Here is a 26,007-nt window from a genome sequence, read left to right as displayed (position 1 = left end):
ACATTGCCAGACTGGTCCGGCAAGCCGCTTGCCGGACCAGGTACCGCCTGAGGATGGACGCGCGGCGCCGGATCGTGGTTCCGGCGGTCAGGAGTTGTCGCGGGACTTCGCGCGCGAACGCTCCTTGGCGCGCTGGGAGACGTCCAGGGTGACCTTGCGGACGCGCACGACCTCGGGAGCGACTTCGACGCACTCGTCGACCGCGCAGAATTCCAACGCCTCCTCCAGGCCGAGCTTGCGCGGGCGCGCGAGGCGCTCGAGCTCGTCGCCGGTGGAGGACCGCATGTTGGTGAGCTTCTTCTCCTTCGTGATGTTGATGTCGAGGTCCTCGGCACGCGGGTTCTCGCCGACGATCATGCCCTCGTACACGTCGGCGCCCGGCTCGACGAAGAACGTGCCACGATCCGCGAGCTGGATCATCGCGTACGCGGTGACCGGGCCGGAGCGGTCGGCGACCAACGAGCCGCTGTGCCGGGTGCGGATCTCGCCCGCCCACGGGAAGTAGCCCTCGAACACGTGGTTGGCGATGCCGGTGCCCCGGGTTTCGGTGAGGAAGTCGGTGCGGAACCCGATCAGGCCACGCGCGGGCAGCACGTACTCCAGCCGGATCCGGCCGGTGCCGTTGCCGCCCATGTGCTCCATCCGGCCCTTCCGCGCGGCCAGCAGCTGGGTGATCGCGCCGAGGTGCTCCTCCGGCGAGTCGATGGTGAGCCGCTCGAACGGCTCGTGCAGCTTGCCGTCGATGGTCTTGGTGACCACCTGGGGCTTGCCGACGGTCAGCTCGAAGCCCTCCCGCCGCATCTGCTCCACCAGGATCGCCAGCGCCAGCTCACCCCGGCCCTGGACCTCCCAGGTGTCCGGCCGTTCGGTGGGCAGCACCCGGATACTGACGTTGCCGACCAGTTCGGCGTCCAGCCGCGACTTGACCAGCCGGGCGGTGAGCTTGTCGCCGCCGTTGCGGCCGGCCAGCGGCGAGGTGTTCACCCCGATGGTCATCGAGATGGCGGGCTCGTCCACGGTGATCCGCGGCAGCGGCTCGGGGTGCTCCGGGTCGGCCAGCGTGTCGCCGATGGTGATCTCCGGGATCCCCGCGATGGCCACCAGGTCACCCGCCGACGCCTCCTGCGCGGGCACCCGCTCCAGCGCCTCGGTCACCAGCAGTTCCGAAATGCGAACCGACTGCGTCGAGCCGTCCGCACGCAGCCAGGCCACGGTCTGGCCCTTGCGCAGCCGTCCGGAGTGGATGCGGACCAGCGCGATGCGGCCGAGGAAGTTCGACGCGTCGAGGTTGGTCACCAGCGCGCGCAGCGGGGCGTCGACGTCGGCGCTGGGCGGCGGCACATGGCGCAACAGGGTGTCGAAGAGTGGGTCGAGGTTGTCGCTGTCCGGAAGACCGCCGTCGGCCGGCCTCTCCAGGCTCGCCTTCCCTGCGCGGGCCGAGGCGTAGACGACGGGCAGGTCGAGCACCGCGTCCAGGTCGACGTCCTCGATGTCGCCGGCCAGGTCGAGCAGCAGGTCGTGGGTCTCCTCGACGACCTCGGCGATCCGGGCGTCCGGGCGGTCCACCTTGTTGACCACGAGCACCACGGGCAGGCCGGCTTCGAGGGTCTTGCGAAGCACGAACCGGGTCTGCGGCAGCGGGCCCTCGCTCGCGTCCACCAGCAGCACCACACCGTCGACCATGGACAGCCCACGCTCGACCTCGCCCCCGAAATCGGCGTGGCCGGGTGTGTCGATCACGTTGATCGTCACCGGGCCGTCCGGGGTCTGGCGGCGGATCGCGGTGTTCTTGGCGAGGATGGTGATGCCCTTTTCGCGCTCCAGCTCACCGGAGTCCATCACCCGGTCCACCAGCTCGGCGCGCTCGGCGAACGCGCCGGACTGCCGGAGCATGGCGTCGACCAGGGTGGTCTTGCCGTGATCGACATGTGCCACGATGGCGACGTTGCGGAGGTCCGTGCGGACCTTCTCGGCGGCTGCTACGGGCACGCGAGGGCTCCTGATACTCAGTACGGGCGGGAGACCGCTCGCCTGCTTCGGCCATACGCGGTCTGATCCAGGATACCCTTAGCCCTCATGTGACCAGTGCCACCCGGCAGAACTGGTTAGCTTCGCCTAACCTAAAAGGCGTGGGCAAGGCGAGCACGGACCCCAAGGCGCGCGTCCGGAAGCTGATGAAGGCCGGGAAGGTCAAGAAGAAGTGCTGCCGGTCGAAGCCCCGGTGCAAGCGGTGCCCGGTGCTCGCCCTGCAGAAGGCGAAGGCCGATCTGAGCAAGGCGGCCTGACCCTTGGACGGTTGACCGGCTGGCGGTCACGCCTGTGCCGAGGCGAAGCCGTACTCGCGGAGGATCGTTCCCTTGCTGGTGTCGATCAGGCGTCCGCGAGGAAGTCGATGGCGTCGCCGGGCAGGTTGTTCGGGTCGGCCCCGACCAGCTCTGTGCACTTGTGCGCCTCGCGGATCCCCGGCGTGCCGTCCCACGAGGTAGCGCTGAAGAAGATGTCGATGCGTGGCTCCCGGGACATGCGGAACCAGGTGGCACCCGGCAGCAAGTGCGCGGGGTCCAGCTGAATGCCGAACTCCTCGTCAAGTTCGCGAACCGCGCAGGCGGTCGGGAGTCTCCCCGAGATCGACATGCCCCGCCGGCAACCCGAGCAGACCGTCGGCGTCCATCTGGACCTGCGGGATGGGTGTCAGCGATCCGACACCTCCTCGACCGCGATCACAGCGACTGGTCAACCACCAACGGAGACGTAGGTGGTGGATGTTGTCAGTTGGCATTCGGTTGCAGCCCGCAGACGCCGAACCGACTGTCTGGCTCGAGTTCATGCCACGCTCGACGAGATCGAACAGGAGGGCGGCGACACGACCGTCAGCAGAGTCGCCGCCAGGGCCGGTGTGTCCAGAACCTTCCTCTACGACCCTCTTCAGGCAGCGTTGCTTGAACGCCTACAGGCCCATTCGGGCCCGGCAACCTCGGCCACAGCGCCGACCACTGCCGTCGGAGCAGCGCATGACAACACCGTCTCACGAGAAGGTTGTGAACGCCCTCCGGACTCGCAACCAGCGTCTGCAACGAGAGAACCAGCAGCTCCGCGACGAATTGGGCATCGCCTTGGGACAGCTCCGCGACCTCCGCGGGCGCTCGCCTCAGACCGTGAGTGGGCCATGAACGGCCGCACCGTCGGCGCGCGCCGACGGTGGTGTACCGACTGTTGCCGCACGCTCGGGGCTTGATCCGTTGGGGCGTTCGCGGCTTTCCGGTTGATCGGCACGAGGCCGTGAACTGCCCGCCCCGGACGAGCTCGCAGCTATGACGCCGAACTGCCTCACCCGGCAACCGTGACGCCCTCCGGGCAGCGGTCGTCGACGAGGTCCGACGACGCCTGAGGGTGTCTGCTGGTCTATGTCGCCGTCTCGGTGAGTTGCTGGGCTCAGTTCCGGCAAGGTCACGTCAGCCGCCAGTGGTGCGGTGTCAGCAGTGGCTCAGCGAGCTCGACGTGCGACTTGAACGCGATGGTCCACCGTTCGGCGGCCGGGCGGCCGGTGGTGATCCAGCGGTCGGTGAGCTCGCATAGCCGGGCCTGCAGCGGGCCGGTTTCCTTGTCGTCGCCGGCGACGACAAGGTCACCGGTGTGCTGGATCCACGCCGCGGCTCCGTCCTCGACCAGCGCGGTCATGCCACCGGCCGGGTCGAACGCGGGATGCTCGACGTAGGCGCGGGTGGTGCGGCCGTCGTGGGCGCCGAGGAAGCACGTCAGGTCGTTGTACCGGTCAGCACCGACGGCCGGGGCGGCCGCAGTGAGCCGGTAGGCGACCCTCGCGGTGATGTCGTGTTCCGGGTCGTGCCCGAACAGGGTGGCGGGGCGGAGGCCTGCGGCGGCGGGCATGAAGTCCGCCCACAGCGCGACATCCCCGGTTACTGCGCCGCCGTCGGTGCGGATGACGAGAATCGGGTGCACGCCGGCGTGGGCGATGGGCGCGACGATTAGCCCGCCGGGCGCGAGCTGGTCGAGCCAGCGTGGCGGGATCCCGGCGATGCCGCAGGTGACGATGATGCGGTCCCAGGTCCCGCCGTTGGGGTCGCCGAGGTAGCCGTCGCCGTGCACGACCCGCACCTGCCCGTCGAGGCCAAGGTCGGTCATCGACCCGGTGGCGTTGGCGGCCGCGACCCGCCCGGCCTCGATGCTGCACACCTGCGCGCCGGTGATCACGGCGATCAGCGCGGCGTTGTATCCGGTCCCGGCGCCGATCTCGAGCACCCGCATCCCCTGCCGCAGGTCGAGCGCTTCGAGCATCCTGGCCATCACGGTCGGGCCGGACGAGGAGGACATCGGGTCTCCGTCGCGACCCTCGTGAGTGACCAGCGAGTTGTTCGCGTAGATGATGTCGAGCAGTTCGGCGGGGGGCTGCTCGCCCGGGGCCAGGGTGAACTGGTCGGCGCGGAAGTGGAACCGGCGCAGGAACCGGTGGCGCGGCACGGTGGCGAAGGCGGCGTAGACCGCGTCGCTGCGGATCGCGCCGCGGGTTCGCAGGTCGTCGGCGTAGCGGGCCAGCCGGGTGGCGAGCTCGGGTGAGGTGGTCGTGCCGAGGGGCATGGTGGAGATCCTCCCAGGAGTCACACGGTCATGATGGGGCTGTACAGCAGCCGTGGGTCGAACGGCTCGCCGGCCGGCACACCGGCGGCTTCCACCCACGCGTGCGACGAAGGTGGTGGCGAGACCGTCCCGACCCGCCACACCACCGTGCGGCCGGCCAGCCGGCAGGCCACCACGATCGCGACCGAGCGCAGCAGACAGCCGTGATCGCTCGCGCAGCGCAGCGACACCGTGGTCACGCACCCTCGAGCTCGCACAGCGGCCGCGAGGTCGGCCGGGCTGGCGCCGGTGCGCAGGATCCGCAGGACCGCACGGATGCGGGCCGGGTGGCCGCGGGTCGCGGTGAGGATCACGCGGGCCGTCCCCACGGCCGCGAGTCCGCGCAGCCGCTCGCGCACTCCGAGCGGGACGGGGGCTTCCAGCACGATCGGGGCGCTCATACCCACCTCACCAGCTTCCGGTCGAGCAGTTCCACCAGCAACCTGCTGTTCGCCGGGCCCCGGCTGGTCGCCGATGGGCCTCTTCACGGTGAGTCCCAGAGCATGTGTTCCCTGTGACCGTAGCCAGTGGCGCCGACAAAGTGGATCGCTTTACCGGACATCCCCAGCTCGGACGGGACTCTGAACTCCCTCGGCGGGCAGTTCGTCTGGCTCGACAACCCCGAGAGCGCACACAGCTGGCCACGGCTGAGGCCCCAGCGGCCGGCGCTTGACCATCACTTACCGGTACGGAGGTGCCGAGGACTGCGCGGAAAAGGATCGGGTGGTCGCCGGCTCCGAGCCCCACCCGTACTCGTGAAATGCACGGCCTGACCGGGCGTTCTCCAGTGCCGGCACCACGTAGTCCAGTGCGTCGCTTGGGACCTGGTCGGGGTTGGCCCAAACAGGCTCGGTGCACTTGTGCGGTTCAGTAATACTCGGCGTGCCCTGCCAGCGGTTGAGAGTGAAGAAGAAGTGGACCCTCGGCTCCAGAGAACGACGGAACATCACGCCGGCAGGACGCAAATCGCTCGGATCAAGCACAATGCCAGCTCCTCAGCGGTCTCCCTCAGGGCGCACGCGGTAACAGTTTCCCCGGGGTCGACATGGCCAGCCGGGAACGCCAGCAGCTTTCGGCCATAGTCCGTCCCGTCGCGCCTCATCAGCAGTACCTGCCCTGCTCGGTCGGTCACAACGGCGTTAACCGCTACTGTCCGGGTGGCGGCCAGCGTGCTCCACTCCCCGTGGGTGACGGGTGTCCGGGCCGAGTTCGGAATCCTGACTAGCCCGTGGCCGAGGGCGCCTCGTTGAGCATGAACAGCTCGGGCGCGGTCCGCGTGGCGGCGAACTCCACCACCTCGTAGGTCGCGACGTGATTGATCTTGAACGGATCGGTGGCGAGAATCGTGTCCAGCTTGCCCCGCAGCATCGGCCGCGTGATGATCACGCCACCGACTCGCGGGTTCCGGCGGCCGGCCATCAGGAACTCGCCCGCGGCGAAGTGTTTCTCCAGCCACTCGACGTGGTCGGGGAGCAACAGATCGATTTCCTCGAGTGAGACCACGTAGTTCAGCAACACGACGTACATATTTCGAAGGTACGCCGGTCACGGCCGGATCGCGGCACAAAATTGTCCACTTTAGACGATTTGACGCGGTTTGCTAGAGTGTTCGCGTGTTTGGCTTCGTGGCACTGTGGTGGCCGCTCTCCGGCGGCCCGCGAAGCTGACGTCTCCACTCGCCAGGCCGCCCGCGCGGGCGGCCTTCGTTACAGCTTCCCGGCGGGCGCACGAACCCGAGGAAAGCACATGAGATTGTCCGGCATCACCCCGTCCGGCCACGCCCAGCTCGGCAACTATCTCGGCGCGATCCGCCGCTGGGCCGCGGACGGCGGCGAACGGGACCTGTATTTCATTTCCGACCTGCACGCGATGACCACCGCGCACAATCCCGCCCGGCTGCGCTCACTCGCCGAAGAGACGTTGGCCGCGCTCATCGCGTCGGGAATCCCGGCCGAGCGCGTGTTCGTGCAGTCCGATCTGACCGCCGAACTCGGCGCGCTCACCTGGGTCCTGGAGTGCACCTGCACCTACGGCGAGGCCGCCCGGATGATCCAGTTCAAGGAGAAGGCCGGTGGCCAGGCCGGGGTCCGGCTGAGCCTGCTGACCTACCCGGTGCTGATGGCCGCGGACATCCTGTTGCAGGGCGCGTCGGAGGTGCCGGTCGGCGAGGACCAGAACCAGCACGTCGAGCTGGCGCGGGCGCTCGCCCGGCGGTTCAACTCGACCTACGGCGAGGTGTTCACCGTGCCGCGGGCGGTGCTGCCGCTCGCCGGTGCCCGTGTGCGGGACCTGGCGGATCCGGCGCGGAAGATGTCGAAGTCGACCAAGGACTCGGCCGGGGTCGTGTTCCTGCTCGACGAACCGGAGCTGATCCGGCGCAAGATCCGGCGCGCGGTGACCGACAGCCATTCAATACCCGGCTACCAGCCCGACGAGCGGCCGGGCATCGCCAACCTCCTGGAGATCCTGGCGGCCTGCACCGGAAGGGCTCCCGGGGACCTCGCCGGGGAGTACCCGACCTACGGTGCCCTGAAGGAGGCGACCGCGGAAGCGGTCGTCGAGACACTGCGGCCGGTCCGGGAGCGCACCACCGAACTGCTCACCGACCCGGCCGAACTGGCACGCATCCGCAAGGAAGGGGCAGCCCGTGCCGCCGAGCGCGGCGAGCACCGGCTGTCCTCCGCGCTCCGCCTCATCGGCGCGGGTTAGCCAGCAGCGTTCTCAGTGCCGGGAGCAGCTCGAGGTCGGCGGGCAGCCACGGGACCGTGTCCAGCGAGCAGGCGTGGATCCAGCGCAAGGCGTGGTGTTCCAGGGGCTTCGGGTCGGCGCCGGGCACGGCGAGCCGGGCGGCGTAGACGCGCAGCACGAGCCCGGCTCGCAACGGCACCTCGTCGCCGACCCGCTCCCCCACCACGACCTCGACCCCGAGCTCCTCACGGCATTCCCGGCCCAGAGCGTCCACTTCGGACTCTCCGCGCTCGACGCGGCCGCCGGGCAGTTCCCACAGCCCGGCCACCTCCACCGGATAGGCCCGCTGCTGGGCGAGCAGGGCTCCGCCTCGCACGATCGCTGCCCCGACAATCACCTTCACAATGACGAGACGTTACCGGCGATGCGTCTGCCCACGCGGACGTGCGCGCCGCGTGTTACGTCACCCGGAATGTCGATCTCACGTGCTGCACGCGGTTTCGGCCGCCCGCCAGGTGATGAGGAAGCGGGCTCCGCCCTCCGGCGATTCGCTCACCGCGACCCGGCCGCCTCGCCGCCGCACCGCCTCCGCGACCATCGCCAGGCCGAGCCCGGTTCCCCCGGAGGAGCGGGCCCGGTCGTCGGAAACCCGGTAGAACCGGTCGAACACGCGCTGCCGGTGCTCGGGCGGGACGCCCGGCCCGTCGTCGTCCACGACCACGCGCACCGTCGAGCGCCCGGCCAGCACGGACACCACGATCTGCGACCGCGCGTACCGGCAGGCGTTGCGCAGCAGGTTGTTCAGCACCAGTTCGACCTCGGCGTCCGCGGCATGCGCCCACGCCTGGCCGACGAGGCCGGACACCCGCGCGGGTGGCGAGCCGGGAGGCAGCCTGCGCACGGCTTCCCGCGCCTCGGTGACCAACTCAACGGGTTCGGCGGGCGGCAGTTCGCCCGCGTCCGACCTGGCCAGCGCGAGCAGCCCGTCCAGCAACGCGGAAAGCCGCTCCGCCTCGGCCAGGATGTCGGCCAGCGTTTCCTGGGCCAGTTCGGGATCCGGGTTGGCGACCGCGACTTCGGCCTGCACCCGGATCGAGGCCACCGGCGAACGCAGCTCGTGCGCCGCGTCCCCGGTGAACCGGCGCAACCGGCGCGCGATGTCCTCCTGCCTGGTCAGGAGCGCGTTGAAGTCCGACGCCAGCGCCCGCAGCTCGTCGTCGGCTACGGGCAGCGGGAGGCGCTCGCCGGGTGGCAGGGCACGCACCGACCTCCGCATCCTGGCCACCGGCCGCAGGGCGAGCCGCACCACCAGCCAGGTCGCCGCCGCCGCGAACACGGCGCCGATGGAAGCCGCCCAGAGCAGCCAGTGGGCCGCCGTGCGGACGGTGGTCGCCAGCCCCACCAGGCCGGTTCCGACGACCACGAGCCGCTGGGTGCCGTCCGGCGCGCTGACCACCGACCCGAGCCAGCGCATGCGCGGCTGGTCGGCTCCGGTGTTCAGCGGCTCGCCGGCCTTCAGCGCCCGGACGTCACCGGGGCTGAGCGCACGTTCCGGCTCGCCGCCGTCGACCGGTGCGCCCGCGATGTCGAGCACGCGGATGGTGACCCCGTCCACGCGTTTGGGCTGCCTGCCCGCGGACACCGCGGCCACCGCCGGCGTGAGCGCCTGCCGCAGCTCGGCGTCCACCGATTCCGTCCGCAGCGGCCCGAGCCCACGGCCGGCGAGCACGGCAAGGCCGAGCAGGAAGGCCAGCGTGACGGCCGCCGCGGACACCGTGATCCGGAACCACATGGACCGGCGGCTCCAGAACGCCACGAGCGACCGCGCGGCGCTCACCCCGGCAGGGCCTCGTCGAGCTGCGCGTCCGAAGCCAGGTATCCGTGCCCACGGACGGTGCGGACGAGCGCCCCCGCGCCGACCGCGTCGAGTTTCCGCCGGACATAGCCCACATAGACCTCGACGACGTTGCGCGTGGCCGCCTGCTCGTCACCCCAGACCGCGCGCAGCAGCTCGTCCTTGGTGACCACGGTGCCCGCGCGCCCGACCAGCACCTCCAGCAGCCCGAACTCGCGCGGGCTCAGCGCGACCGGATCGTCGTGCCAGCGCACCTCGCGGGTCGCGCGGTCGACCACCAGCCCGCCGATCCGCAGTGGGCCGCGTCCCTGGCCCTCCTGCTGCGCCCGCCGCAGCACCGCGCGCACCTGCGCGACCAGCACCACGAACGAGAACGGTTTGACCACGTACCCGTCGGCGCCGAGGTCGAGCCCGTCGGCCTGGTCGATTTCGCCGTCCTTGGCCGACACCAGCAGCACGGGGGTCGAAACGCCCTCCGCCCGCAACTGCTGCAGCACCCGGTAGCCGGAGAGGCCGGGCAGCATGATGTCCAGCAGGAGCACGTCGAACGAACCGGTCTGGGCCAGGCGCAGCCCGCTGGGCCCGTCCCCGGCGGTGACCACGTCCATGCCCTCCGCGCGCAGCCCGCGCTGCAACGCCTTGCGCACGCCCGGCTCGTCGTCCACCACCAGCACTCGAGGCTTCACGGTGGTAAGCATGCCGGGTTTCCGGCCTTCACGCGTGCGCTCTCAGTGCTCTCTCAGGGTTCGCATAGCTGGTCGTGACAAGGCCCACGCCGAAAAGGACCAGTGCGATCGCCGCCGCACGCGGATCGTCGCCGGGGAGGGTGGGCCAGGTCCACAGGCTGGTCTCCCGCAGGTCCAGCTCGCCCCCGCAGACCAGCACATAGCCGAGCGGGAACGTCCAGGCGAACTTCGCGCCGATGATCACCGCCGTGAGCTGGGTGAGCCCGGTCAACCCGGCCAGGTCCCGGAGAACGGCCGGGCCGGCCGCCAGCGTGCAGGTGCCGGCGGCGGCGACGAACAGGCCGCCCACGTGGATCAGCCGCAGCGCCGGGAGCCGGTTGCCCTGCTCGGCCTCGCCGAACGGGGTCTGGGTACTGGCCGCGATCGCCGCGCCCGCGGCCAGGGTGAGCAGCAGCAGGAGCACCTGGGCGACCACGCCGGTGCCCGAGGTCCATGGCCGGCTGATGCGCAACGCCACCGCGATGGCGACCACGAGAACAAGCGCACGGGTGCTCTGGCGGCTGTCCAGGTAAAGGCGGACGAGGCGAGATTTCATGGGAGCTCCACGGGGATTCCGGCGCGCAGTTCGGCGTAATGGGCCGCGAACCAGGCATGGCGGGCATCGGGTGAGAGTGCCGCGAATCGGGCGGCCGCCGCGGTGGTCGCCGGGTTGTCGGGAATGAAGCCGGTGGCCGGGGTGTCCCCGGCCTGGCGGACCAGGTAGGACGCCACCACCTGCTGAGCGGCGTCGGGCTGGTGGCCGGCCGTCGAACCGACGAGGGCGAGCGCGATCCGGGTGCGCAGCGCCCGCGCGAAGTCCGGCGGCTCGATCGTGTCTCCGTGCACGATGAAGTTCGGGATGGTCAGCCGGACGTCCGTGACCTGCGTATCGGGCACTTGGTCGACCCGCGCCGGCACCCCGGGTGTGCCCGCCAGCGGCGCGGCGATCCGGTTCACGAAGGTGCCCAAAGTAGCCAGTTCGCCTGAATAGGCCGGATGCACGCAGACCTCGACCGGCGAGCCGCCGCACACCGGTGTGTACGGCACGGAGGCGTCGGTGACCGGGTTGCGCAGGAGTGGCACGACCACGCCCTGAGCGTCGCGTCTGCTGGACAGGGCCAGCCCCGTCGCGCCGCTGACCAGCACCAGACCCGCCGCCAGCAGGGCCACCCCCGGACGCCGGGCCTGCCCTCGGACCGCGAGGACACCGATGGCCAGCAGGGCGACTCCGAGATAGCAGGCGATCTGCGCCCAGGCCAGGTCCGGGCGGATGGCGTAGAACACCGACGCGCCCAGCCCGATGCTCGGGTAGATCGGGCTCAACCTGCCCAGCACGGAACCGTCGAGTGCCGCCTGCATAGCCGCCGCCATCAGGGCGAACAGACCGATCGCGACCAGCGGCGCGGTGAACCGGCCTGGTAGCACGACACCCGCGACGAACCCGACGACCGAGCAGGCCAGCAGCGAGGCGACCCCGGACAGTGACGGCCAGGGCACCGGCTGCCCCCAACTCGCCTGCCGCGCCGTCACGACGAAGATCACCGCGACCAGGACCGCGTAGTACAGCACCGCCCCGATGGCCACCGCGGACCAGGTTGCCAGCCAGCGCGACCAAGCGCGGCGCGGCGTCGAGCCGACGAGGTCTCCCAGGCCACGCCGATGCTCCCGATGCCCCATCCACGCCGCGACGCCGGCCACGAACGGCCCGATGGCCTGGACCGCGCCCTGCACGTCCGTACTGCGGTCGGGCCACAGCGCGACCGGTGCGAGATGCCGGGCGATCGGCGAAATCGCCAGCAGCAGAGCCGAAAACGGCAACACCGGCAACAGCGCGGTCCGGCGTGCCTCGATACGCAGCAGACCCCCGCTCATGTCCGTGCCTCCGCCAGCACGGCCGCGTACCCGCGCTCCAGCGGGGCGTCGCCGACGTCGTGCCCTCGCCCGCGGGCCGTCAACGCTTCCGGGGTGCCGTGGAAGACGATCCGGCCGTCGTGCATCAAGCCGACCTGGTCGCAGGCCGCGCCCACGTCCTCGACCAGGTGGGTACTCACCACGACGGTCGCCCGCTCGCCGATTTCCCGCAGCAGCGCGCGGAATTCCATCCGCTGTTCGGGGTCGAGCCCGGCGGTCGGCTCGTCCAGCAGGAGCAGCTTCGGCTCGTTGACGATCGCCTGGGCGATGCCCGCCCGGCGCAGCATGCCGCCGGAAAGCGTGCGCAGTTTCGCCCGGGCCCGGTCACCGAGGCCCACCCACTCGACCGCCCTCGCCACGGCCGGTCCCGGCGACCGGACCTCCTTCAGCAGCGCGAAATACTCGACGAACTCGAACACGGTGAAGTTCGGGTAGTAGCCCATGTTCTGCGGCAGGTAACCCAGCGACCGGCGGATTTCCCGGCGCCCGGCGGTGTCGCCCGGGTCCCGGCCGAGCAGGCGCAGGGTGCCTGAGGTGGGCGGGATCACGGTCGCCAGCGTCCGCAGCAGCGTCGTCTTGCCCGCGCCGTTGGGGCCGAGCAGGCCGAACACCCCCTCGCCGATGTTCAGGTCGACGGCCCGCACAGCCGCCCTGCGGCGGAAACGCCGGGTCAACCCCGTTATCTCGACATTCACGAAAGGCCTCCTTTGGGCACACGGACGGCGAACAGCGCGACGCCGGCGCAGATCGCGGCGACGAGCGGGTAGGCGAGTTGGAAAGCGGGCTCGGAAACGGCCGCGTCGACGTGCCCGCGGGCGGTCTGGGCGGCCAGCACCACCACGGCCCACGCGGCCAGCCCCACGGTCGTGCCGGTCGCGGCCGAGCCGGACACCGTCGCCGCGGCCAGGCACAGGCCGGCGACCGCGGTCATCGGCAGCAGCCAGGACAGGGTCACGCCGTTCGCGACCGGAGTGACCAGCGAGGCCGTGGCCCCGAGGACGGCGTTCACGGCGAACACCGCCAGCGCGCGGACCAGCAGTACCAGCCGGTCGCTGACCGCCGTCGTCCTGGTCAGCTCGTAGGCCGGATCCGTGCCGGGGCCGAAGGCGTAAGCGATCCCCGGCCAGCGCGGGAGCGAGCAGCGGCACCAGCGGGGTGGCCGCCTCGCGGGAGACCACCACCCCGATGCCCAGCACCACGACGGTCGCGAGAATCCAGGACGCCACCAGCGATGGCGTGGTCACCAGTGCCCTGGCCAGCGCCGGAGATCGCAGCACGCGTGCGGCGAGCCGTTCGGTCCGGCTCCGGCGCGGTGCCCAGATCCGGGCGGTCACCCCGGCCCAGACCCGCGCCAGATCCACGTCGTGCGACATCAGGCTTCTCCCTTCCCCCGCGCGGCCCGCAGCGCTCGCCGCATCCGGAAGGCACGGCTTTTCACGGTGCCGCGCGGAATCCCCAGCCGGTCGGCGACTTCGGCCTCCGGGCGGTCCTCGACGAACAGCAGCCGCCACAGCTCTCGCTCCGCGGGCTCGAGCGCGGCGACCGCCTCCGCCAGTTCGATCCGGTCCACGGCCCGGGTTTCCGGGTCTTCGACCCGCCCCGGCCACGCCTGACGAGGTCTGCCGTTCCGGCGCAGCCACAAGGCCGTCTGCCGGACGGCGATTCCCCACAACCACGCGCCCGGCTTGCCTTGCGGCCGGTACCGGCCGGCGCCCCGCCAGACCGCGACGAACGTCTCCCGCAGAACGTCCTCCACGGCATCCAGTGGGAGCAGCCTGCGTAGCCGCGCGGCCAGCCACGGCGCGTGGCGGGAGAACAGCTCCTTCAGCGCGCCGTCGTCGCCGCCCGCGAGCGCCGCGATCAGCTCCTCGTCGTCCATCACCCCGTCTATTGCGCCAGCCCCCAATTTGGTTCCCAGTGCGGTCTTCTCAGTGGGGTCTCAGAGTCGTTGGAGCATCGTCATCGGCGGGGAAGGAGCACACTGGAGGTGCTCCGCCGACACAGGGAGAACTCATGCAACCGAAGACCAAGGCAGTCACGGCGGCGGTCACGGGGTCCGCGCTGGGTATGGCGGGACTGGCCTGGCTCGCGATGCCGGCCAGCGCCGGTGAGGCGCCGCAGTTACCGTCGATCAGCGCCGAAGAGCTCGTGCAGTCGGTGCTGTCGACCAAGACGCCGGCGCTCGACGGCACCGTGGCGGTCACCAACAACCTGGGCCTGCCGGTGTCGAGCCTGCCGGGCGGCACCAACCTGAACATCGACTCGGCGCACGTCTACACCGACGGCACCGGCAACAGCAAGGTGTCCGTGCAGCAGGGGGCGTCCGAGACGACGGTCGTCCACAACGACACCACGGTCTGGACCTACACGTCCAAGGACAACACGGCGAAGAAGGTCACCGTGCCCGCCGGGCCGGCCGCGCCGCGGCCGGAAGCCGCCGACCCGGCGACCATGGCCACCCAGCTCGTCGCGAAGATCCGCGAAACCAGCGCGGTGAGCGTCGAGGGCACCGCGCGTGTCGCCGACAGGGCCGCCTATGAACTGGTGCTCACGCCGAAGCCGACCGAGCGCACGCTGCTACGTGAGATCCGGATCGCCGTGGACGCCGAGAAGCGCGTCCCGCTGCGGCTGGCCGTGATGTCCAACGGCAGTGCGGACCCGGCACTTCAGGTGGCGTTCAGCGACGTCGAATTCACCTCGCAGCCGGCGAGCGAATTCCAGTTCACCCCGCCGCAGGGCGCGAAGGTGACCGAAGAGCAGGCCGCGACGCCCGAGAAGCCCGGCAAGGACGAACTGGCGGGCACGAAGCTGGTCGGCGACGGCTGGGACACCGTGGTCACCGGAGCCTTCCCGGCCACCGCGCTCCAGCCGCAGCAGGACAGGCGCGGGCAGAATACCGACCCGAACGCGCTGCTGAAGCAGTTCGGCAAGCCGGTCAGCGGGGCGTTCGGTGCCGGCTACGTGATCAGCACGAAGGTCGGCACCGCGCTGGTCACCGATGACGGCCGGTTCGCCGCCGGTGCGGTGCCCGAGCAGGTGCTCGTCGAGGCGCTGGGGTCGAAGTGACGAGTGTTTCAGCGCCCAGTGGGCAGGGGGCAAGCCCCCAGACCCCCTCGGGAGTGGCCGCCTCGGGTGAGGCGGCCACCGCCGCTCCGGCACTGGCCGCGCGGACCAGGGGGTTGCGCAAGGTGTACCGGAGCACGGTGGCGGTGGAGCAGGTCGATCTGGCGGTGCCCGAAGGCGCGGTACTGGGCATGCTCGGACCCAACGGGTCGGGCAAGACCACCACCATCCGGATGCTGCTCGGCCTGGTCCGCCCCACCGAAGGCGAAGTGGAGCTGCTCGGGCAGCCGATGCCCGAGGGCGCGGGCCGCGCCCTGCCGGACGTCGGCGCACTGGTCGAGGGCCCCGGTTTCCATCCTTTCCTGTCCGGGCGGGAGAACCTGTACCGGATGGCCTCGGCCGAACCGCGGCTGTCCGCGTCGCAGGTGCCGGGGGCGGTGTCGGACGCGCTCGAACGGGTCGGCCTCGCGGGCGCCGCGCACCGGCGTTACCGCGGCTACTCGCTGGGCATGAAGCAGCGCCTGGGGCTGGCCGCCGCGCTGCTGGTGCCGCGGCGGATGGTGGTGCTGGACGAGCCGACCAACGGCCTCGACCCGGCGGGCACCCGGGAGATCCGCAAGATCATCGCCGAGCTGCACGCCGAGGGCGTCACCGTGCTGGTGTCCTCGCACCTGCTCGCCGAGGTGGAGGCGACCTGCACGCACGTGGCGGTGTTGCACGACGGCACGGTGGTGGCGCAGGGCGAACTGGACGAGCTGCTCGAGTCCGGCAGCCCCGGGCTTCTGGTGTCCACACCGCACGGTGACAGGGCGCTGGAGTCGTTGCGGGAGAACCGGATTCCGGGAAAGCTGACTCCGGACGGGGTGCGGGCCGACCTGACCGCGGCCACCGCACCCCAGGTGGTGGCGACCTTGGTGCACGCCGGGGTGGCGGTGCACGAGGTGCGCCGCGAGCGCACCGGGCTGGAAGACCTCTTCGCCCGGCTGACCCAGCACGAGACGACACCGGACGGTCTGTCCGAAGTGGACGAGGGGGGCAAATGACGGCGGTGGGCCTTGCCGCGCCGAAGGCGGCACACGTCGGGCTTTTCCGGCTCTACCGGGCGGAGCTGCGGTGGATCTTCCGCCGCCCGCGCAACCTGGTCGTGCTCGGGCTGCTCGGACTCATCCCGGTGGTGATCGGGATCGGGCTGGCGATCGGCCGGTCGACCGACAACGGCCCCGGCAACGGCGGCGACGCGCTGCTCACCGAAGCGGCGGGCAACGCGCTGATGCTGCCCATCGCCGCGCTCGCCGTGACGCTCAACCTGCTGCTGCCGCTGACCAGCGCGATGTCCGCGGCCGACGCGGTGGCGGGCGAACTGGCGCACGGCACGCTCCGGGGCTGGCTGCTCGCGCCGGTCAGCCGGGGCAGGCTGCTGGCGGTCAAGGCGATGGGCGTGGCGACGCTCACGCTGGCGTCGGCGGTCCTGATGGCCGTCGTCGGCGTGCTCACCGGCCTGGTGATGAACGGCGCCGGCGGGTTGTTCACCCTCTCCGGCGGCACCCTGTCCTTCGGCGGCGCCTTGGGCAGGATCGCGCTCGCCGCGGTCTGGGTGACGCTGCAGATGTGGGCGATCGCCGCGGTGGCGCTGGCGATCTCGGCCTGCACGGAGCATCCGATGCTGGTGGTGGTCTCGGTGCTGGCCGGCACGATCGTGTTCGGCGTGCTGCTCCTGCTGTCGGCGGTGGACTGGCTGCACCCGTTCCTGCTGCCGAAGTCGTGGGACGCCCTCATCGACGTGCTCCGCGATCCCATCCCCGCCTCGGGCCTGACCGAGGGCGCCGTCCGGGCGCTCTGCTACATCTTCGTCGGCCTCTCACTCGCCTACGCCCGCCTCACCACCCGCGACGGCTGACCCCGCGAGTTGCCCTCCCTGGACGCGAGTTGCTTGCGCCCGCTCACGACGGGAGGGTTCTCCCATGGTTCGCGGGAAGGAGAACTCACGCGCACGGAACGTGGGACTCGCGGCTCGCATCTTGATGCACTCGCACAGCACGAAAACGGGCTACCCCTCGTGAGTCCCGGCAAGGTCATCACGACTGACGAAGTCCGTTCGCTCGAGAATGATCAGTGACGACCCTGCTCGACGCGAACGTGCTGATCGCCCTTGTGGTCACCGACCACGTCCACCACGAAGTAGCCGAGGAATGGTTCGCCGGCTCCGATGACGGCTTCGCCACCTGCCCGATCGCAGAGGGAAGCCTGCTGCGATTGCTGACCCGCGAGGGACAGACCGCGGATGACGCCCAAGCCATCCTCAACGCGGTGCGGAACAGCGGACGCCACGAGTTCTGGCCCGACTCGGTCACCTACCGCGACCTACCCCTCAACGGAATTCTCGGCCACGGCAGGTAACCGCCTCCTACCCTGCACAACTCGCCCGAGCCCAAGACGGTCGGCTGGTCACCTTTGATCAGGAGCTCGCGAAACTTCACGTCGATGTCGTGCTGCCGACAATTCCGGCTCAGCCATCACGCTGAGGTCGTGGTCTTCGCTTTCCCCGTGAAGGCCAGGATCCGGGACCAGGCGTCGGCGCAGGCGGACTCCCATTCGCCGTAGGAACGGTCGAAGAACGAGTGCGGTGCGCCTTCGTAAACGTGCATCTCATACGTTGCCCCCGCCTCGTCGAGCCGGGCGGCGAACGCCTCGAACTCGGTCTGGGGAGTGGCCACGTCATCACCCGCGACCAGCAGCAACATCGGCTTGGTCGCCTGGTCCACGACATCCTCGACCAGGCTCGGTTTGCCGTAGAAGCCGATCACTCCGGCCAGGTCGGCGTCGGATGCGGCAAGGCGCCAGGACTGGCTGCCCCCGAAGCAGAAGCCGACCGTGAACACCGGCCCGCTCCCGAGGTGGGCCCTGGCAGCCCTGACGTCGGCCTCGACCTCATCGGGGCGGACCTGCGGCAGGTACTGCTGCCAGTCGAACGAGTCGTCGCGGTCGCCGAGTCCGGCGGTCCGGCCGTAGTAGTCGATGGCCACGGCCGAGAATCCGGCTTCCGCGAACCGCTGGGTCAGATCGGCGTAGTACGGGTGCAGCCCGCGGATGTCGGGCAGGATCACCAATCCCGCACCGCGCGGCTCGGCGGGGCGGGCGGAATAGGCCAGGAACTCCGTTCCGTCCGCGGAGGTCAGATTCACCGGTCCGTGCTCGGCCACCTCGCCCGGGTTGGGCGGTGCGGGCGGCCTCGAGTCGGTGCTGTGACACATGATCGAACTCCTTTCGTCCCCTTGAGCCTGCCGCACGTGATCGACCTTTCCCAGGCGCCACGCTGTGGGGTGGCCCTCACCTTCGGCCGACGACGGCGATCCCGCCGGGGTCGAGCGCCAGGTGAACGGAGTCGCCCGGGCCGACCTCGGCGTCCACCGGCGCGACGGCATCCACTGTGGACAATGAAGTCCGGGCCCGCAGGCGCAGGTGGTCCCGCCGGTGCACCCGGGACACGACCTCGCCGGGAACGCCATGGGCGGACAGGCGGAGCGCGGCGGGTCGCAGACCGAGTCGCACTCGCCCGTCGGGCACCTCGAGCGGCGCCTCGCCCAGGTCGCAGCGCACCACACCGCCAGAGGCCGTACCGTCCAGGAACGTCGTCACGCCGAAGAACGCGGCCACCGGCTCGTCCACCGGGTGGCGCCAGACCTCGCGTACCCCGCCGACCTGCCGGATCTCCCCGGCCAGCACCACCGCCACCCGGTCGGCCAGGGTGAACGCCTCCTCCTGGTCGTGCGTCACCAGTAGCGCGGTGATCTTCGCATTGCGCAACACCTCCGCGAGGTCCACGGCGAGCTGCTCACGCATTCCGGCGTCCAAATCGGACAGTGGCTCGTCCAGCAGCAGCAGTCGCGGTTCCGGCGCGAGTGCCCGCGCCAGCGCCACGCGCTGCGCTTCGCCGCCCGACAGCTCGGTGACCCGGCGTCCCTCGTAGCCGCTCAACCCGACCAGTTCCAGCAACCCGCGCACCCGTTCCGGCGCCTTGACCCCACGCATCCGCAGGCCGAAGGAGATGTTGCCGGCGACGTCGTGATGCGGGAACAGTTGGCCGTCCTGGAACATCAGCCCGAAGCCGCGCCGGTGCACCGGCACCCCGGCCAGGTCCGCGCCGTCCCAGCGCACGCTCCCGGCGGCAAGGCGCTCCAACCCGGCGATCGCCCTCAACAGCGTCGACTTGCCCGATCCCGACGGGCCGAGCAGTGCCAGCACCTCACCGTCGGCGATTTCCATACCGACTTCGCGCACCGCCGTGAACTGTCCATATCGGACGGTAACGCCGTGGACGGAAAGCGCCATCTAGAACTCTCCTATCCGGCCCGCGCCGAGCCGGTCGATCACGGCCACCGCCGCCACGGTCACCAGCATCAGCATCGCGCAGGCCGCGTAGGCCATCTGGTTGTTCAGCGCACCAGGCCGCGCGATCAGCGACGCGATGGCGACCGGCAACGTCGGCGCCTGCGGGCGCGCCAGGAAACTCGTCGCGCCGAACTCGCCCAGCGCCACCACGTATCCGAAGCCCGCCGCGGCCACGACCGAACGCAGCGAAAGCGGCAAGTCGACCTCACGCCAGACCCGCGGCGGGCTCGCCCCAAGGGTCGCCGCCGCCTGCCGGAGCCGCTCGTCGACCGACCGCAGCACCGGCAGCACCATCCGCACCACCATCGGAATGATCACCAGGGCCTGCGCCAGCGGCACCAGCAGCGGTGACGTGCGAAGGTCACCAGGCAACGCGTCCAGGGTGATCAGGTAGCCGAAGCCGATGGTGACCGCGGAGACGCCCAGCGGCAGCATCAGCGCACCGTCCATCGTCTCGGCGAGACCGTGCGAAACCCGTCCGGGCGCCCTTCGCAGGGTCGCCACCAGCACCGACGCCGAAATTCCGATGATCAGGGCGAGGAGGGTCGCGTCGGTCGCGGTGCGCAGGGAGTTCATCGCGGCCGCCCAGCCGGAGACCTGCAACGTGCCGTTGTTCCCCGTGCCCGACAAGGCCCGGAACCCGGCCGGGCTCGCGCGCAGCAACAGCGCCACGACCGGGGTGAACAGCAATCCCAGGACGGCGGCCGCCGCACCGACCACCCACCATTCGCCTCCGCTGGGACGGCGCGCGGTCTCGACCCGGGCACGCAGGCGCGACGCCGTCTCGCGCCGCCCGCGGGCCAGCGCGCCGACGGCCAGCGCGGCGAGGACCGCGGTGATCTGGACCAGCGAAAGCGCGGCCGCGCCGGTCAGGTCCAGCAGGTTCTCGGTGCGCAGGTAGATCTCGGTCTCCAGGGTCCGGTAGCGGGCGCCCCCGAGAATCAGCACGACCCCGAAACTGGTGGCACAGAACAGGAACACGACCGCGGCCGAGGATGTGATCGCGGGCAGCAGGGCAGGCAGCGTGACCGAACGGAACGCCCGCCACCACGACGCCCCGAGTGCTCGCGCGGCCTCCTCGGCACGGACGTCGAGGTGCGCCCACAACCCCGCGACCGTGCGCGCGACGACCGCGACGTTGAAGAAGGCGTTGGCGAGCACGATCGCGGCCAGGCCGCCGTCCGGCCACAACGCGCGAAACGCCAGCCCGACCACGACGGTCGGCAGCACGAACGGGACCAGCACCAACGTCCGTACCAGGCCGGCCCCTGGCAGTCGTACACGCGCGAGCACATAGGCGACCGGCATCCCGGCCAGCACCGCGAGCACGGTCGAGGCCGCCGCCTGCCCCACGGTGAACCCGGCCAGTCGCCAGGTCTCGTCGTCGGTCAAGCTGGTGAGCAGGCCGGCGCGGAAACCCCGGCGCAGGATCGCGACCACCGGCCAGGCGAAGAAGACGGCCAGGAAACCCACCGGGGCCAGGGCCAGCAGTCCCAGCCCGGCCCGGTTCAGCTGCCGAGCAGCGTGCGCCACTGCCGGATCCACTGCTCTCGCCCGGCCTGGACCCGATCACCCGGCAGCGTCGCCGGACTCTCCGGCAACGGCGCCACCTCGGCCCAGCCGGCGGGCAGGTTCACGCCCTGGCGGGCCGGGTAGACGTACATGTTTTCCGCCACCGTGGCCTGGAACTGCTGGGACAGCAGGAAGTCGATCAGCTTGTGCGCCTTGTCGGCCTGTTTGGTGCCCGCCAGCACGCCCGCGTACTCGACTTGGCGGTAGCACGTGTCCAGCAGCGCCTTGGTGCGCGGCTTGCCGTCCTGTCCGATTTCGGCCGCGGGCGAGGAGGCGTAGGAGACGACGATCGGTCGTGGCCCCTTGCCGGAGGAACCGGAGAAGTCCTGGCTGTAGGCCTCTTCCCAGCCGCTGGCCGCCTTGACGCCGTTGTCCCCGAGCTTCGCCCAGTAACCCTGCCAGCCCTGGTCTCCGTACTTGGCGATGGTGCCGAGCAGGAAGGCCAGCCCCGGTGACGAGGTCGCCGGGTTCTCCACGACGAGCAGGTCCTTGTACTTCGGGTCGGTGAGTTCGTCGTACGTCGTGGGCGCCGGGATGCCCTTTTCGGCGAACCAGCCGGTGTCGACGTTGAGGCAGACGTCACCCAGGTCGATCGCGGACAGCCGATGCTCGGCGTCGATCGCGTAACGCTGCGGCCCGCGGTCGGCCTCGGGACTGGTGTAGGACTCGAAGACGCCTTCGCCCAGGCCGCGGGAGGCGAAGGTCGAATCCACACCGTAGGCCACGTCGCCGATCGGGTTGGCCTTCGTCAGCACCAGCGAGTTGGTGAGCGAGCCGGCGTCGCCCTTCTTGACGACCTGGATCTTGATGCCGGTCTGCTGCTGGAAGGCGTCGAGCAGCTGCTGTGGGGCGGCCCACGAGTCGTGCGTCACCAGCGTGACGGTCGAAGATGTGCCGCTGTCCGACGAGGTCAGCGTGCAGCTCGTGGTCAACGCCGTCGCCAGGCCGAGTACGGCCGCGGCTCGTAACGTCTTCATGTTCCTCCTAGCCGTACCGGGCAGGAGGGATGGGAGCCTCCCTACGCCGGCATGATCCGGATCAGGTGCGAACGGTCGCGGAACGCGGGTCCCGCCTCTCAGCCCGGCTCGCCGGGCTCCCGCGGCAATCGTGCAGCGTACCCGTCCCGGTACCACCATGGAGCACATGGCAGAGCTACTTACCGATGAAGAGATTTCGGACGCTCTCAACAAGCTGCCGTACTGGCGGCGCGACGGTGACGCGCTGACGCGCACGGCCGAACTCGCCGGCTTCCCGCAGGCGATGGAAGCGGTGAACCGGGTCGCCGAACTCGCGGAGAGCGTCAACCACCATCCCGACATCGACATCCGGTGGCGGACCGTCACCTTCCGGTTGAGCACGCATTCGGCGGGCGGGATCACCGCGAAGGACGTCTCGTTGGCCGAGCAGATCGACGAGACGATCGACGCGCTGTGACGCTGGTCCGAAAATCTCGGTGACCGCCGAGGCAACGCGGAGGCGGGGTTGAGCGTTCCTTTTATGAGGAAACCTTTTGCGGCGGAGGGCAACGCGACCGCGTGCGCGCAAGTCGCGACAAGGACGAGGGGACGCACGATGTCGAAGATCATCTTTAGGGTGGCCGGCCTGCTGGGCGCGGCCATGGTGGTTGTCACGATGCTGTTCGCCGGCACCGCACAGGCCGCCGGAACAGCGAACGAAAGCACCCAGGGCAGCGCGAGGGTGCAGCCAACGGACGAAACCCGCGCGATCGTGGTGGGCACGATCTCGTTCGTCCTGTTCGTCGGGGTCGCGGGCGGGGTGCTCTGGCACACCGCCCGCGGTCGTCACTCGTCAGAGTGACCCGTCACTCGCCCCCGTTACCGGCCGCGGGGGCGAGCGGCTGTCGTCCCGACGATCAACTGCGCTCTCGTCCAGTCTGGTCAGATCACCGGGATCGCTGGTGACCTCCACATGCCCCGTTACCTGATGGGTGCAGAACGGTCCACGACCAGTCGGGTAGGCCTTCCCGTTACCTCTTCGGGAAGATGGGCACCACCCCGTGGCTGCTGGCCGCTGCCGCGTGTCGAGTCGGGTTAGGCCTTCTCGTCACCTTTTCGGGAAGATCGGCGCGAGTACCGCGAACCGGCATGGATACTCGACGGCGACCTCGGCCCTTACGACGTACTCGACGTGCGGCTCGCGGCCGCCGACACCGTCATCGTGCTCGACTTCCCGCTCTGGCGATGCGCCTGGCGCGCCCTACGCCGTTCACGCGAGAACACCGCGTTCTGGCGCTGGATGATCGGCTACCGACACAGCAGTCTGCCCCTGATCACCGCCGCCATCACAGAACACTCCAGCCACGCGGACATCCGCTTGCTCCGAAACCCCACGACGTCGAGAAGTTACTCGCCCAGGCCGAGCACTTCCGGGACCAGGCACGCTGACAAGGACCACAGGGACACCCCCGTTGCCGCGCACAACACCGAAGCGTCAACGACATCCGTCAGGGCTGGGATCCATAGCTGCGGAGCGCGTCAGCCACGTAAGCACCCACTGCGATTGCGGTGCCGGACGCTATCGCCCGGTTAGCCCTTTCAAGCAATTCCTCCGGCACACTGACCGTGACCTTCACGTTCATGCTCCTATCATGCCCAGCGCCGGCCTGGCTCAATGATGGTGCCTGCTCACCACGACGATCGTGACGAAGGCGGCCACGACCAGAAGCGCCGCGATGATCGCCAGCGCGATCTTGGCCGCACTGTACGGACGCTCCCCGTGAACCTCACCGGTCCGGCCGTTGACATACACCGGGAACCGTTTGCCGGCGTAGACGTAGAACGCGATCCACACCGGAAGCAGCATGAGCTTGAAGGTGACCGCCGCGTAGCTGGTATCGACCCGCTCGACCCGCTGCTCGTCACCACCGATGTCGCTGCGGCAGTCCTGCTGGATGACCGGCGCCATCCGGCGTCTGGCCTCGTCCAAACCCGTCTCGGGCTCGATGTCGTACCACAGGGCGTGGTAGCCGGCCAGATACTGGGGCTGGTACGGAACGGCTTCCGGCCACGGCGCCAGGTCGTCGAGCCGTTTGACGGGGACGTGCGTGGTTCCGGGCACCAGAACGTCGTCGAAGAACCGCTGGACCGTGCCGCTCGCGGGGTACCAGCGGGTCCTGCGTTCCTGCCGGGTCCGCCGGTTACCGTTACTGTCCGTGTAGGACACGGTCACGTAGGCAAGACACCCTCGCCTGGGTGGAGTGGGCGCAGACCTACGCCGACGAAATCGACCCAGTACATAATCGCGCCGGGATGCCCGTCCGAATCGGCGTGGTTAGCGAGTCCAACTAGGACTATCGCCAGGCTGGAGGCGTCTCGCCGGTCACGGGGGATCGGGGCAGCGTTGAGCGCCCAATGGATTGCTTCGACGCTCACCAGGCCACCGCCTGCGACAAGGCATACAACTCCTCAGTCTCAGCCTCCGCATCGGTCATCCCGATCGAGCCGGTTCGGCGGAGGTCGACCTGCCCAACGATCCAGACATGGAAACGGTCGCGGGCTTCGGTTTGGGTGATGCCAATCGCGGTCGCAACTTGCGCCCAACTGTCAACCGCACCGATTCGCAGCAGTTCGACGACTACGCACCACTGGCCGCAGGTCGCCTCCTGAGCGATGCGGGTGCCGTAAGCGAGTTCGGCGAACAGATCCTCGGCGTTGGGTTCGCTCGCGTCGGCGTGCCTGGCAAGCAGCGTGCGGATCCGGACCTCGGACCAGAACTCCACCAAGGCACTTATCGGCTGGTGAGGGATAGCGTAGGGACTCCACGTGCGAGTACGGCGGATCGGGCCGTCCAGTTCTCGCCCGGGGCTGGCAGACTGTTCGTTCACGGCGGGGCTCCTCCCGTCGGAGGCCCCGGTTCGGCGGGATCAGCACTGGCCGGGGCCGACCTGAAGTCGGGCCCGCACGGCCGTTTTCCGTGTCACGTAAGGGAAGCCGAGCGGGCTTGCGACACGGTCACGCCTTCGACTTTGATGGGTTTCCGTGTCGGAACTCGACCACGTCGCCGTCGGCCATCAGGTAGTCCTTGCCCTCCATGCGGACCTTGCCCGCCGACCGGGCGGCCGCGAGCGAGCCAGCCTCGACCAGGTCGTCGAAGGAGACCACCTCGGCCTTGATGAAACCGCGCTCGAAGTCGGTGTGGATCACCCCGGCCGCCTGTGGGGCGGTGGCACCCTTCGGGATGGTCCAGGCGCGGGACTCCTTCGGGCCCGCGGTGAGGTACGTCTGCAAGCCGAGGGTGTGGAAGCCGGCGCGGGCCAGCGCGTGCAGGCCCGGCTCGGGCTGGCCGACCGATTCCAGCAGCTCGCGGACGGACTCCTCGTCGTCCAGCTCGAGCAGTTCGGCCTCGATCTTCGCGTCCAGGAAAACCGCGTCGCCGGGGGCGACGAGCTTGGTCAGTTCCTCGCGGCGGGCCTCATCGGTGAGCACGCCTTCGTCGGCGTTGAACACATACAGGAACGGTTTGGTGGTGAGCAGGCTCAGCTCGCGCAGCAGGCCGGCGTCGGCCTCCGCCTGCGCGGCGAACAGCGTCTGGCCGGAGTCGAGGATTTCCTTGGCGCGCTGGGCGTTTTCGAACGCGGGGCGGCTGTCCTTCTTGGTACGAGCCTCCTTCTCCAACCGGGGCAACGCCTTGTCGAGCGTCTGGAGGTCGGCGAGGATCAGCTCGGTGTTGATCGTGTCGATGTCCGACGACGGGTCGATGCGGCCGTCGACGTGCACCACGTCCGGATCGTCGAAGACCCGGATGACCTGGCAAATCGCGTTGGCCTCGCGGATGTTGGCGAGGAACTTGTTGCCCAGCCCCGCTCCCTCCGACGCGCCCTTGACGATACCCGCGATGTCCACAAAGGACACCGTTGCCGGTACGATCTTCTCGGAGTGGAAGATCTCGGCGAGCTTGGTCAGGCGGTCGTCGGGCAACGGCACGACGCCGACGTTGGGCTCGATGGTGGCGAACGGGTAGTTCGCGGCGAGTACGTCGTTTCGCGTCAGCGCGTTGAACAGGGTGGACTTGCCGACGTTGGGCAGGCCGACGATGCCGAGGGTCAGACTCACGACGCCCGAGTCTAGTTGCCGGTCACGTCGCGGAACGCCCCGGGACGGTTACGTCGGATTTCCGCCAGTCCAACCCCTGACATGGGTGGCAGTATCG

General features: G+C 70.0%; 29 protein-coding genes and 1 riboswitch. Of the genes, 8 read left to right on the top strand and 21 right to left on the bottom strand.

The window, feature by feature from the left end; genetic code table 11:
* Positions 1-87: 87 nt before the first annotated feature.
* A complete protein-coding gene (gene typA / locus VJT49_RS06335; RefSeq protein ID WP_324163748.1) occupies positions 88-1,989 on the bottom strand; it encodes a translational GTPase TypA in 1,902 nt (633 codons plus the stop codon).
* Positions 1,990-2,129: 140 nt separating this feature from the next.
* Here typA and VJT49_RS06330 point away from each other — a divergent pair, with 140 nt between their 5' ends.
* On the top strand, positions 2,130-2,285 hold the full coding sequence (locus tag VJT49_RS06330; RefSeq protein ID WP_324163747.1) for a hypothetical protein: 156 nt from the start codon (positions 2,130-2,132) through the stop codon (positions 2,283-2,285).
* Positions 2,286-2,370: 85 nt separating this feature from the next.
* Here the strand turns inward: VJT49_RS06330 and VJT49_RS06325 are convergent, their stop codons facing one another.
* The 5 genes from VJT49_RS06325 to VJT49_RS06310 all read right to left on the bottom strand — a co-directional run bounded on the left by VJT49_RS06325 (position 2,371) and on the right by VJT49_RS06310 (position 6,162).
* On the bottom strand, positions 2,371-2,634 hold the full coding sequence (locus tag VJT49_RS06325) for an NUDIX domain-containing protein (RefSeq protein WP_324163746.1): 264 nt from the start codon (positions 2,632-2,634) through the stop codon (positions 2,371-2,373).
* 813 nt (positions 2,635-3,447) lie between these two features.
* Complete coding sequence (locus tag VJT49_RS06320; RefSeq protein WP_324163745.1) at positions 3,448-4,596, bottom strand: protein-L-isoaspartate O-methyltransferase; 1,149 nt, start codon at positions 4,594-4,596, stop codon at positions 3,448-3,450.
* A 20-nt stretch (positions 4,597-4,616) separates the two neighbouring features.
* Complete coding sequence (locus VJT49_RS06315) at positions 4,617-5,036, bottom strand: lasso peptide biosynthesis B2 protein (protein WP_324163744.1); 420 nt, start codon at positions 5,034-5,036, stop codon at positions 4,617-4,619.
* A 545-nt stretch (positions 5,037-5,581) separates the two neighbouring features.
* On the bottom strand, positions 5,582-5,737 hold the full coding sequence (locus tag VJT49_RS35090; protein WP_414635844.1) for an NUDIX domain-containing protein: 156 nt from the start codon (positions 5,735-5,737) through the stop codon (positions 5,582-5,584).
* Positions 5,738-5,856: 119 nt separating this feature from the next.
* A complete protein-coding gene (locus VJT49_RS06310; RefSeq protein WP_324163743.1) occupies positions 5,857-6,162 on the bottom strand; it encodes a YciI family protein in 306 nt (101 codons plus the stop codon).
* 219 nt (positions 6,163-6,381) lie between these two features.
* On the opposite strand from VJT49_RS06310, the gene trpS reads away from it, so the two are divergent.
* Positions 6,382-7,344, top strand: coding sequence for a tryptophan--tRNA ligase (gene trpS, locus VJT49_RS06305; protein WP_324163742.1), 963 nt, complete (start codon positions 6,382-6,384; stop codon positions 7,342-7,344).
* Here the strand turns inward: trpS and VJT49_RS06300 are convergent.
* From VJT49_RS06300 to VJT49_RS06265, 8 genes are all read right to left on the bottom strand, one after another.
* Positions 7,328-7,726: an NUDIX domain-containing protein gene (locus VJT49_RS06300; RefSeq protein WP_414635842.1), complete on the bottom strand. Its 399-nt coding sequence runs from the start codon at positions 7,724-7,726 to the stop codon at positions 7,328-7,330. The two genes, trpS and VJT49_RS06300, sit on opposite strands and share 17 nt — an antisense overlap.
* A gap of 78 nt (positions 7,727-7,804) precedes the next feature.
* Positions 7,805-9,115, bottom strand: a complete 1,311-nt coding sequence (locus VJT49_RS06295) for a sensor histidine kinase (protein WP_324163847.1) — start codon at positions 9,113-9,115, stop codon at positions 7,805-7,807.
* Between the two features lie 41 nt (positions 9,116-9,156).
* Positions 9,157-9,876 (bottom strand): response regulator transcription factor, encoded by a 720-nt coding sequence (locus VJT49_RS06290; RefSeq protein ID WP_324163741.1) that lies wholly within the window; start codon positions 9,874-9,876, stop codon positions 9,157-9,159.
* Between the two features lie 16 nt (positions 9,877-9,892).
* Positions 9,893-10,459 (bottom strand): hypothetical protein, encoded by a 567-nt coding sequence (locus tag VJT49_RS06285; protein WP_324163740.1) that lies wholly within the window; start codon positions 10,457-10,459, stop codon positions 9,893-9,895.
* Positions 10,456-11,775: a hypothetical protein gene (locus VJT49_RS06280; RefSeq protein ID WP_324163739.1), complete on the bottom strand. Its 1,320-nt coding sequence runs from the start codon at positions 11,773-11,775 to the stop codon at positions 10,456-10,458. Before VJT49_RS06280 ends, VJT49_RS06285 begins: the two co-directional genes overlap by 4 nt.
* A complete protein-coding gene (locus VJT49_RS06275) occupies positions 11,772-12,509 on the bottom strand; it encodes an ATP-binding cassette domain-containing protein (protein ID WP_324163738.1) in 738 nt (245 codons plus the stop codon). The genes VJT49_RS06280 and VJT49_RS06275 overlap by 4 nt, the downstream gene beginning before the upstream one ends.
* A complete protein-coding gene (locus tag VJT49_RS06270; RefSeq protein WP_324163737.1) occupies positions 12,506-12,823 on the bottom strand; it encodes a hypothetical protein in 318 nt (105 codons plus the stop codon). Before VJT49_RS06270 ends, VJT49_RS06275 begins: the two co-directional genes overlap by 4 nt.
* Before the next feature lie 363 nt (positions 12,824-13,186).
* Positions 13,187-13,693 carry a sigma-70 family RNA polymerase sigma factor gene (locus tag VJT49_RS06265; protein ID WP_324163736.1) on the bottom strand — a complete coding sequence of 169 codons (507 nt, stop codon included), beginning with the start codon at positions 13,691-13,693 and terminating at the stop codon, positions 13,187-13,189.
* Positions 13,694-13,827: 134 nt separating this feature from the next.
* On the opposite strand from VJT49_RS06265, the gene VJT49_RS06260 reads away from it, so the two are divergent.
* From VJT49_RS06260 to VJT49_RS06245, 4 genes are all read left to right on the top strand, one after another.
* Entirely contained in the window at positions 13,828-14,880 is a 1,053-nt protein-coding gene (locus VJT49_RS06260) for a LolA family protein (RefSeq protein ID WP_324163735.1), read from the top strand.
* Between the two features lie 53 nt (positions 14,881-14,933).
* The gene (locus VJT49_RS06255; protein ID WP_324163734.1) at positions 14,934-15,920 is read left to right on the top strand and encodes an ABC transporter ATP-binding protein; all 987 of its coding nucleotides are present in this window, start codon (positions 14,934-14,936) and stop codon (positions 15,918-15,920) included.
* Positions 15,917-16,774, top strand: coding sequence for an ABC transporter permease (locus tag VJT49_RS06250; protein WP_324163733.1), 858 nt, complete (start codon positions 15,917-15,919; stop codon positions 16,772-16,774). Before VJT49_RS06255 ends, VJT49_RS06250 begins: the two co-directional genes overlap by 4 nt.
* A 215-nt stretch (positions 16,775-16,989) precedes the next feature.
* Positions 16,990-17,274 (top strand): PIN domain-containing protein, encoded by a 285-nt coding sequence (locus tag VJT49_RS06245; protein ID WP_324163732.1) that lies wholly within the window; start codon positions 16,990-16,992, stop codon positions 17,272-17,274.
* Positions 17,275-17,390: 116 nt separating this feature from the next.
* Here VJT49_RS06245 and VJT49_RS06240 read toward each other — a convergent pair whose 3' ends face one another.
* From VJT49_RS06240 to VJT49_RS06225, 4 genes are all read right to left on the bottom strand, one after another.
* Positions 17,391-18,128 (bottom strand): dienelactone hydrolase family protein, encoded by a 738-nt coding sequence (locus VJT49_RS06240; protein ID WP_324163731.1) that lies wholly within the window; start codon positions 18,126-18,128, stop codon positions 17,391-17,393.
* A gap of 76 nt (positions 18,129-18,204) precedes the next feature.
* Positions 18,205-19,206 (bottom strand): ABC transporter ATP-binding protein, encoded by a 1,002-nt coding sequence (locus VJT49_RS06235; protein ID WP_324163730.1) that lies wholly within the window; start codon positions 19,204-19,206, stop codon positions 18,205-18,207.
* Entirely contained in the window at positions 19,207-20,748 is a 1,542-nt protein-coding gene (locus tag VJT49_RS06230; RefSeq protein ID WP_324163846.1) for an iron ABC transporter permease, read from the bottom strand. It lies immediately after the preceding gene.
* Positions 20,749-20,774: 26 nt separating this feature from the next.
* Entirely contained in the window at positions 20,775-21,815 is a 1,041-nt protein-coding gene (locus VJT49_RS06225) for a thiamine ABC transporter substrate-binding protein (protein ID WP_324163729.1), read from the bottom strand.
* 21 nt (positions 21,816-21,836) lie between these two features.
* A riboswitch (TPP riboswitch) is annotated at positions 21,837-21,948 on the bottom strand.
* A 33-nt stretch (positions 21,949-21,981) separates the two neighbouring features.
* Here VJT49_RS06225 and VJT49_RS06220 point away from each other — a divergent pair.
* Positions 21,982-22,272 carry a 4a-hydroxytetrahydrobiopterin dehydratase gene (locus VJT49_RS06220; protein ID WP_324163728.1) on the top strand — a complete coding sequence of 97 codons (291 nt, stop codon included), beginning with the start codon at positions 21,982-21,984 and terminating at the stop codon, positions 22,270-22,272.
* Positions 22,273-22,410: 138 nt separating this feature from the next.
* Positions 22,411-22,656 (top strand): hypothetical protein, encoded by a 246-nt coding sequence (locus tag VJT49_RS06215; RefSeq protein WP_324163727.1) that lies wholly within the window; start codon positions 22,411-22,413, stop codon positions 22,654-22,656.
* 810 nt (positions 22,657-23,466) lie between these two features.
* On the opposite strand, the gene VJT49_RS06210 is transcribed toward VJT49_RS06215, so the two are convergent.
* From VJT49_RS06210 to ychF, 3 genes are all read right to left on the bottom strand, one after another.
* The gene (locus VJT49_RS06210) at positions 23,467-24,027 is read right to left on the bottom strand and encodes a hypothetical protein (protein ID WP_324163726.1); all 561 of its coding nucleotides are present in this window, start codon (positions 24,025-24,027) and stop codon (positions 23,467-23,469) included.
* Between the two features lie 199 nt (positions 24,028-24,226).
* A complete protein-coding gene (locus tag VJT49_RS06205) occupies positions 24,227-24,682 on the bottom strand; it encodes a hypothetical protein (protein ID WP_324163725.1) in 456 nt (151 codons plus the stop codon).
* A gap of 127 nt (positions 24,683-24,809) precedes the next feature.
* Positions 24,810-25,910, bottom strand: coding sequence for a redox-regulated ATPase YchF (gene ychF, locus VJT49_RS06200; RefSeq protein WP_324163724.1), 1,101 nt, complete (start codon positions 25,908-25,910; stop codon positions 24,810-24,812).
* Positions 25,911-26,007: the final 97 nt, after the last annotated feature.

The organism is Amycolatopsis sp. (assembly GCF_035276945.1).
Taxonomy (GTDB): domain Bacteria; phylum Actinomycetota; class Actinomycetes; order Mycobacteriales; family Pseudonocardiaceae; genus Amycolatopsis_E.
Note: the sequence above shows the minus strand (reverse complement) of the source record. Positions and strands in the feature narration are given on the sequence as shown.

Coding starts and splice junctions, on each gene's coding strand:
- VJT49_RS35090 (WP_414635844.1), bottom strand. CDS start 5,737: ATGAGGCGCGACGGGACGGACTATGGCCGAAAGCTGCTGGCGTTCCCG.
- VJT49_RS06280 (WP_324163739.1), bottom strand. CDS start 11,775: ATGAGCGGGGGTCTGCTGCGTATCGAGGCACGCCGGACCGCGCTGTTG.
- VJT49_RS06260 (WP_324163735.1), top strand. CDS start 13,828: ATGCAACCGAAGACCAAGGCAGTCACGGCGGCGGTCACGGGGTCCGCG.
- VJT49_RS06285 (WP_324163740.1), bottom strand. CDS start 10,459: ATGAAATCTCGCCTCGTCCGCCTTTACCTGGACAGCCGCCAGAGCACC.
- VJT49_RS06225 (WP_324163729.1), bottom strand. CDS start 21,815: ATGAAGACGTTACGAGCCGCGGCCGTACTCGGCCTGGCGACGGCGTTG.
- VJT49_RS06310 (WP_324163743.1), bottom strand. CDS start 6,162: ATGTACGTCGTGTTGCTGAACTACGTGGTCTCACTCGAGGAAATCGAT.
- VJT49_RS06325 (WP_324163746.1), bottom strand. CDS start 2,634: ATGTCGATCTCGGGGAGACTCCCGACCGCCTGCGCGGTTCGCGAACTT.
- VJT49_RS06250 (WP_324163733.1), top strand. CDS start 15,917: ATGACGGCGGTGGGCCTTGCCGCGCCGAAGGCGGCACACGTCGGGCTT.
- VJT49_RS06240 (WP_324163731.1), bottom strand. CDS start 18,128: ATGTGTCACAGCACCGACTCGAGGCCGCCCGCACCGCCCAACCCGGGC.
- VJT49_RS06295 (WP_324163847.1), bottom strand. CDS start 9,115: ATGTGGTTCCGGATCACGGTGTCCGCGGCGGCCGTCACGCTGGCCTTC.
- VJT49_RS06215 (WP_324163727.1), top strand. CDS start 22,411: ATGTCGAAGATCATCTTTAGGGTGGCCGGCCTGCTGGGCGCGGCCATG.
- VJT49_RS06220 (WP_324163728.1), top strand. CDS start 21,982: ATGGCAGAGCTACTTACCGATGAAGAGATTTCGGACGCTCTCAACAAG.
- VJT49_RS06235 (WP_324163730.1), bottom strand. CDS start 19,206: ATGGCGCTTTCCGTCCACGGCGTTACCGTCCGATATGGACAGTTCACG.
- VJT49_RS06320 (WP_324163745.1), bottom strand. CDS start 4,596: ATGCCCCTCGGCACGACCACCTCACCCGAGCTCGCCACCCGGCTGGCC.
- trpS (WP_324163742.1), top strand. CDS start 6,382: ATGAGATTGTCCGGCATCACCCCGTCCGGCCACGCCCAGCTCGGCAAC.
- VJT49_RS06265 (WP_324163736.1), bottom strand. CDS start 13,693: ATGGACGACGAGGAGCTGATCGCGGCGCTCGCGGGCGGCGACGACGGC.
- VJT49_RS06315 (WP_324163744.1), bottom strand. CDS start 5,036: ATGAGCGCCCCGATCGTGCTGGAAGCCCCCGTCCCGCTCGGAGTGCGC.
- VJT49_RS06290 (WP_324163741.1), bottom strand. CDS start 9,876: ATGCTTACCACCGTGAAGCCTCGAGTGCTGGTGGTGGACGACGAGCCG.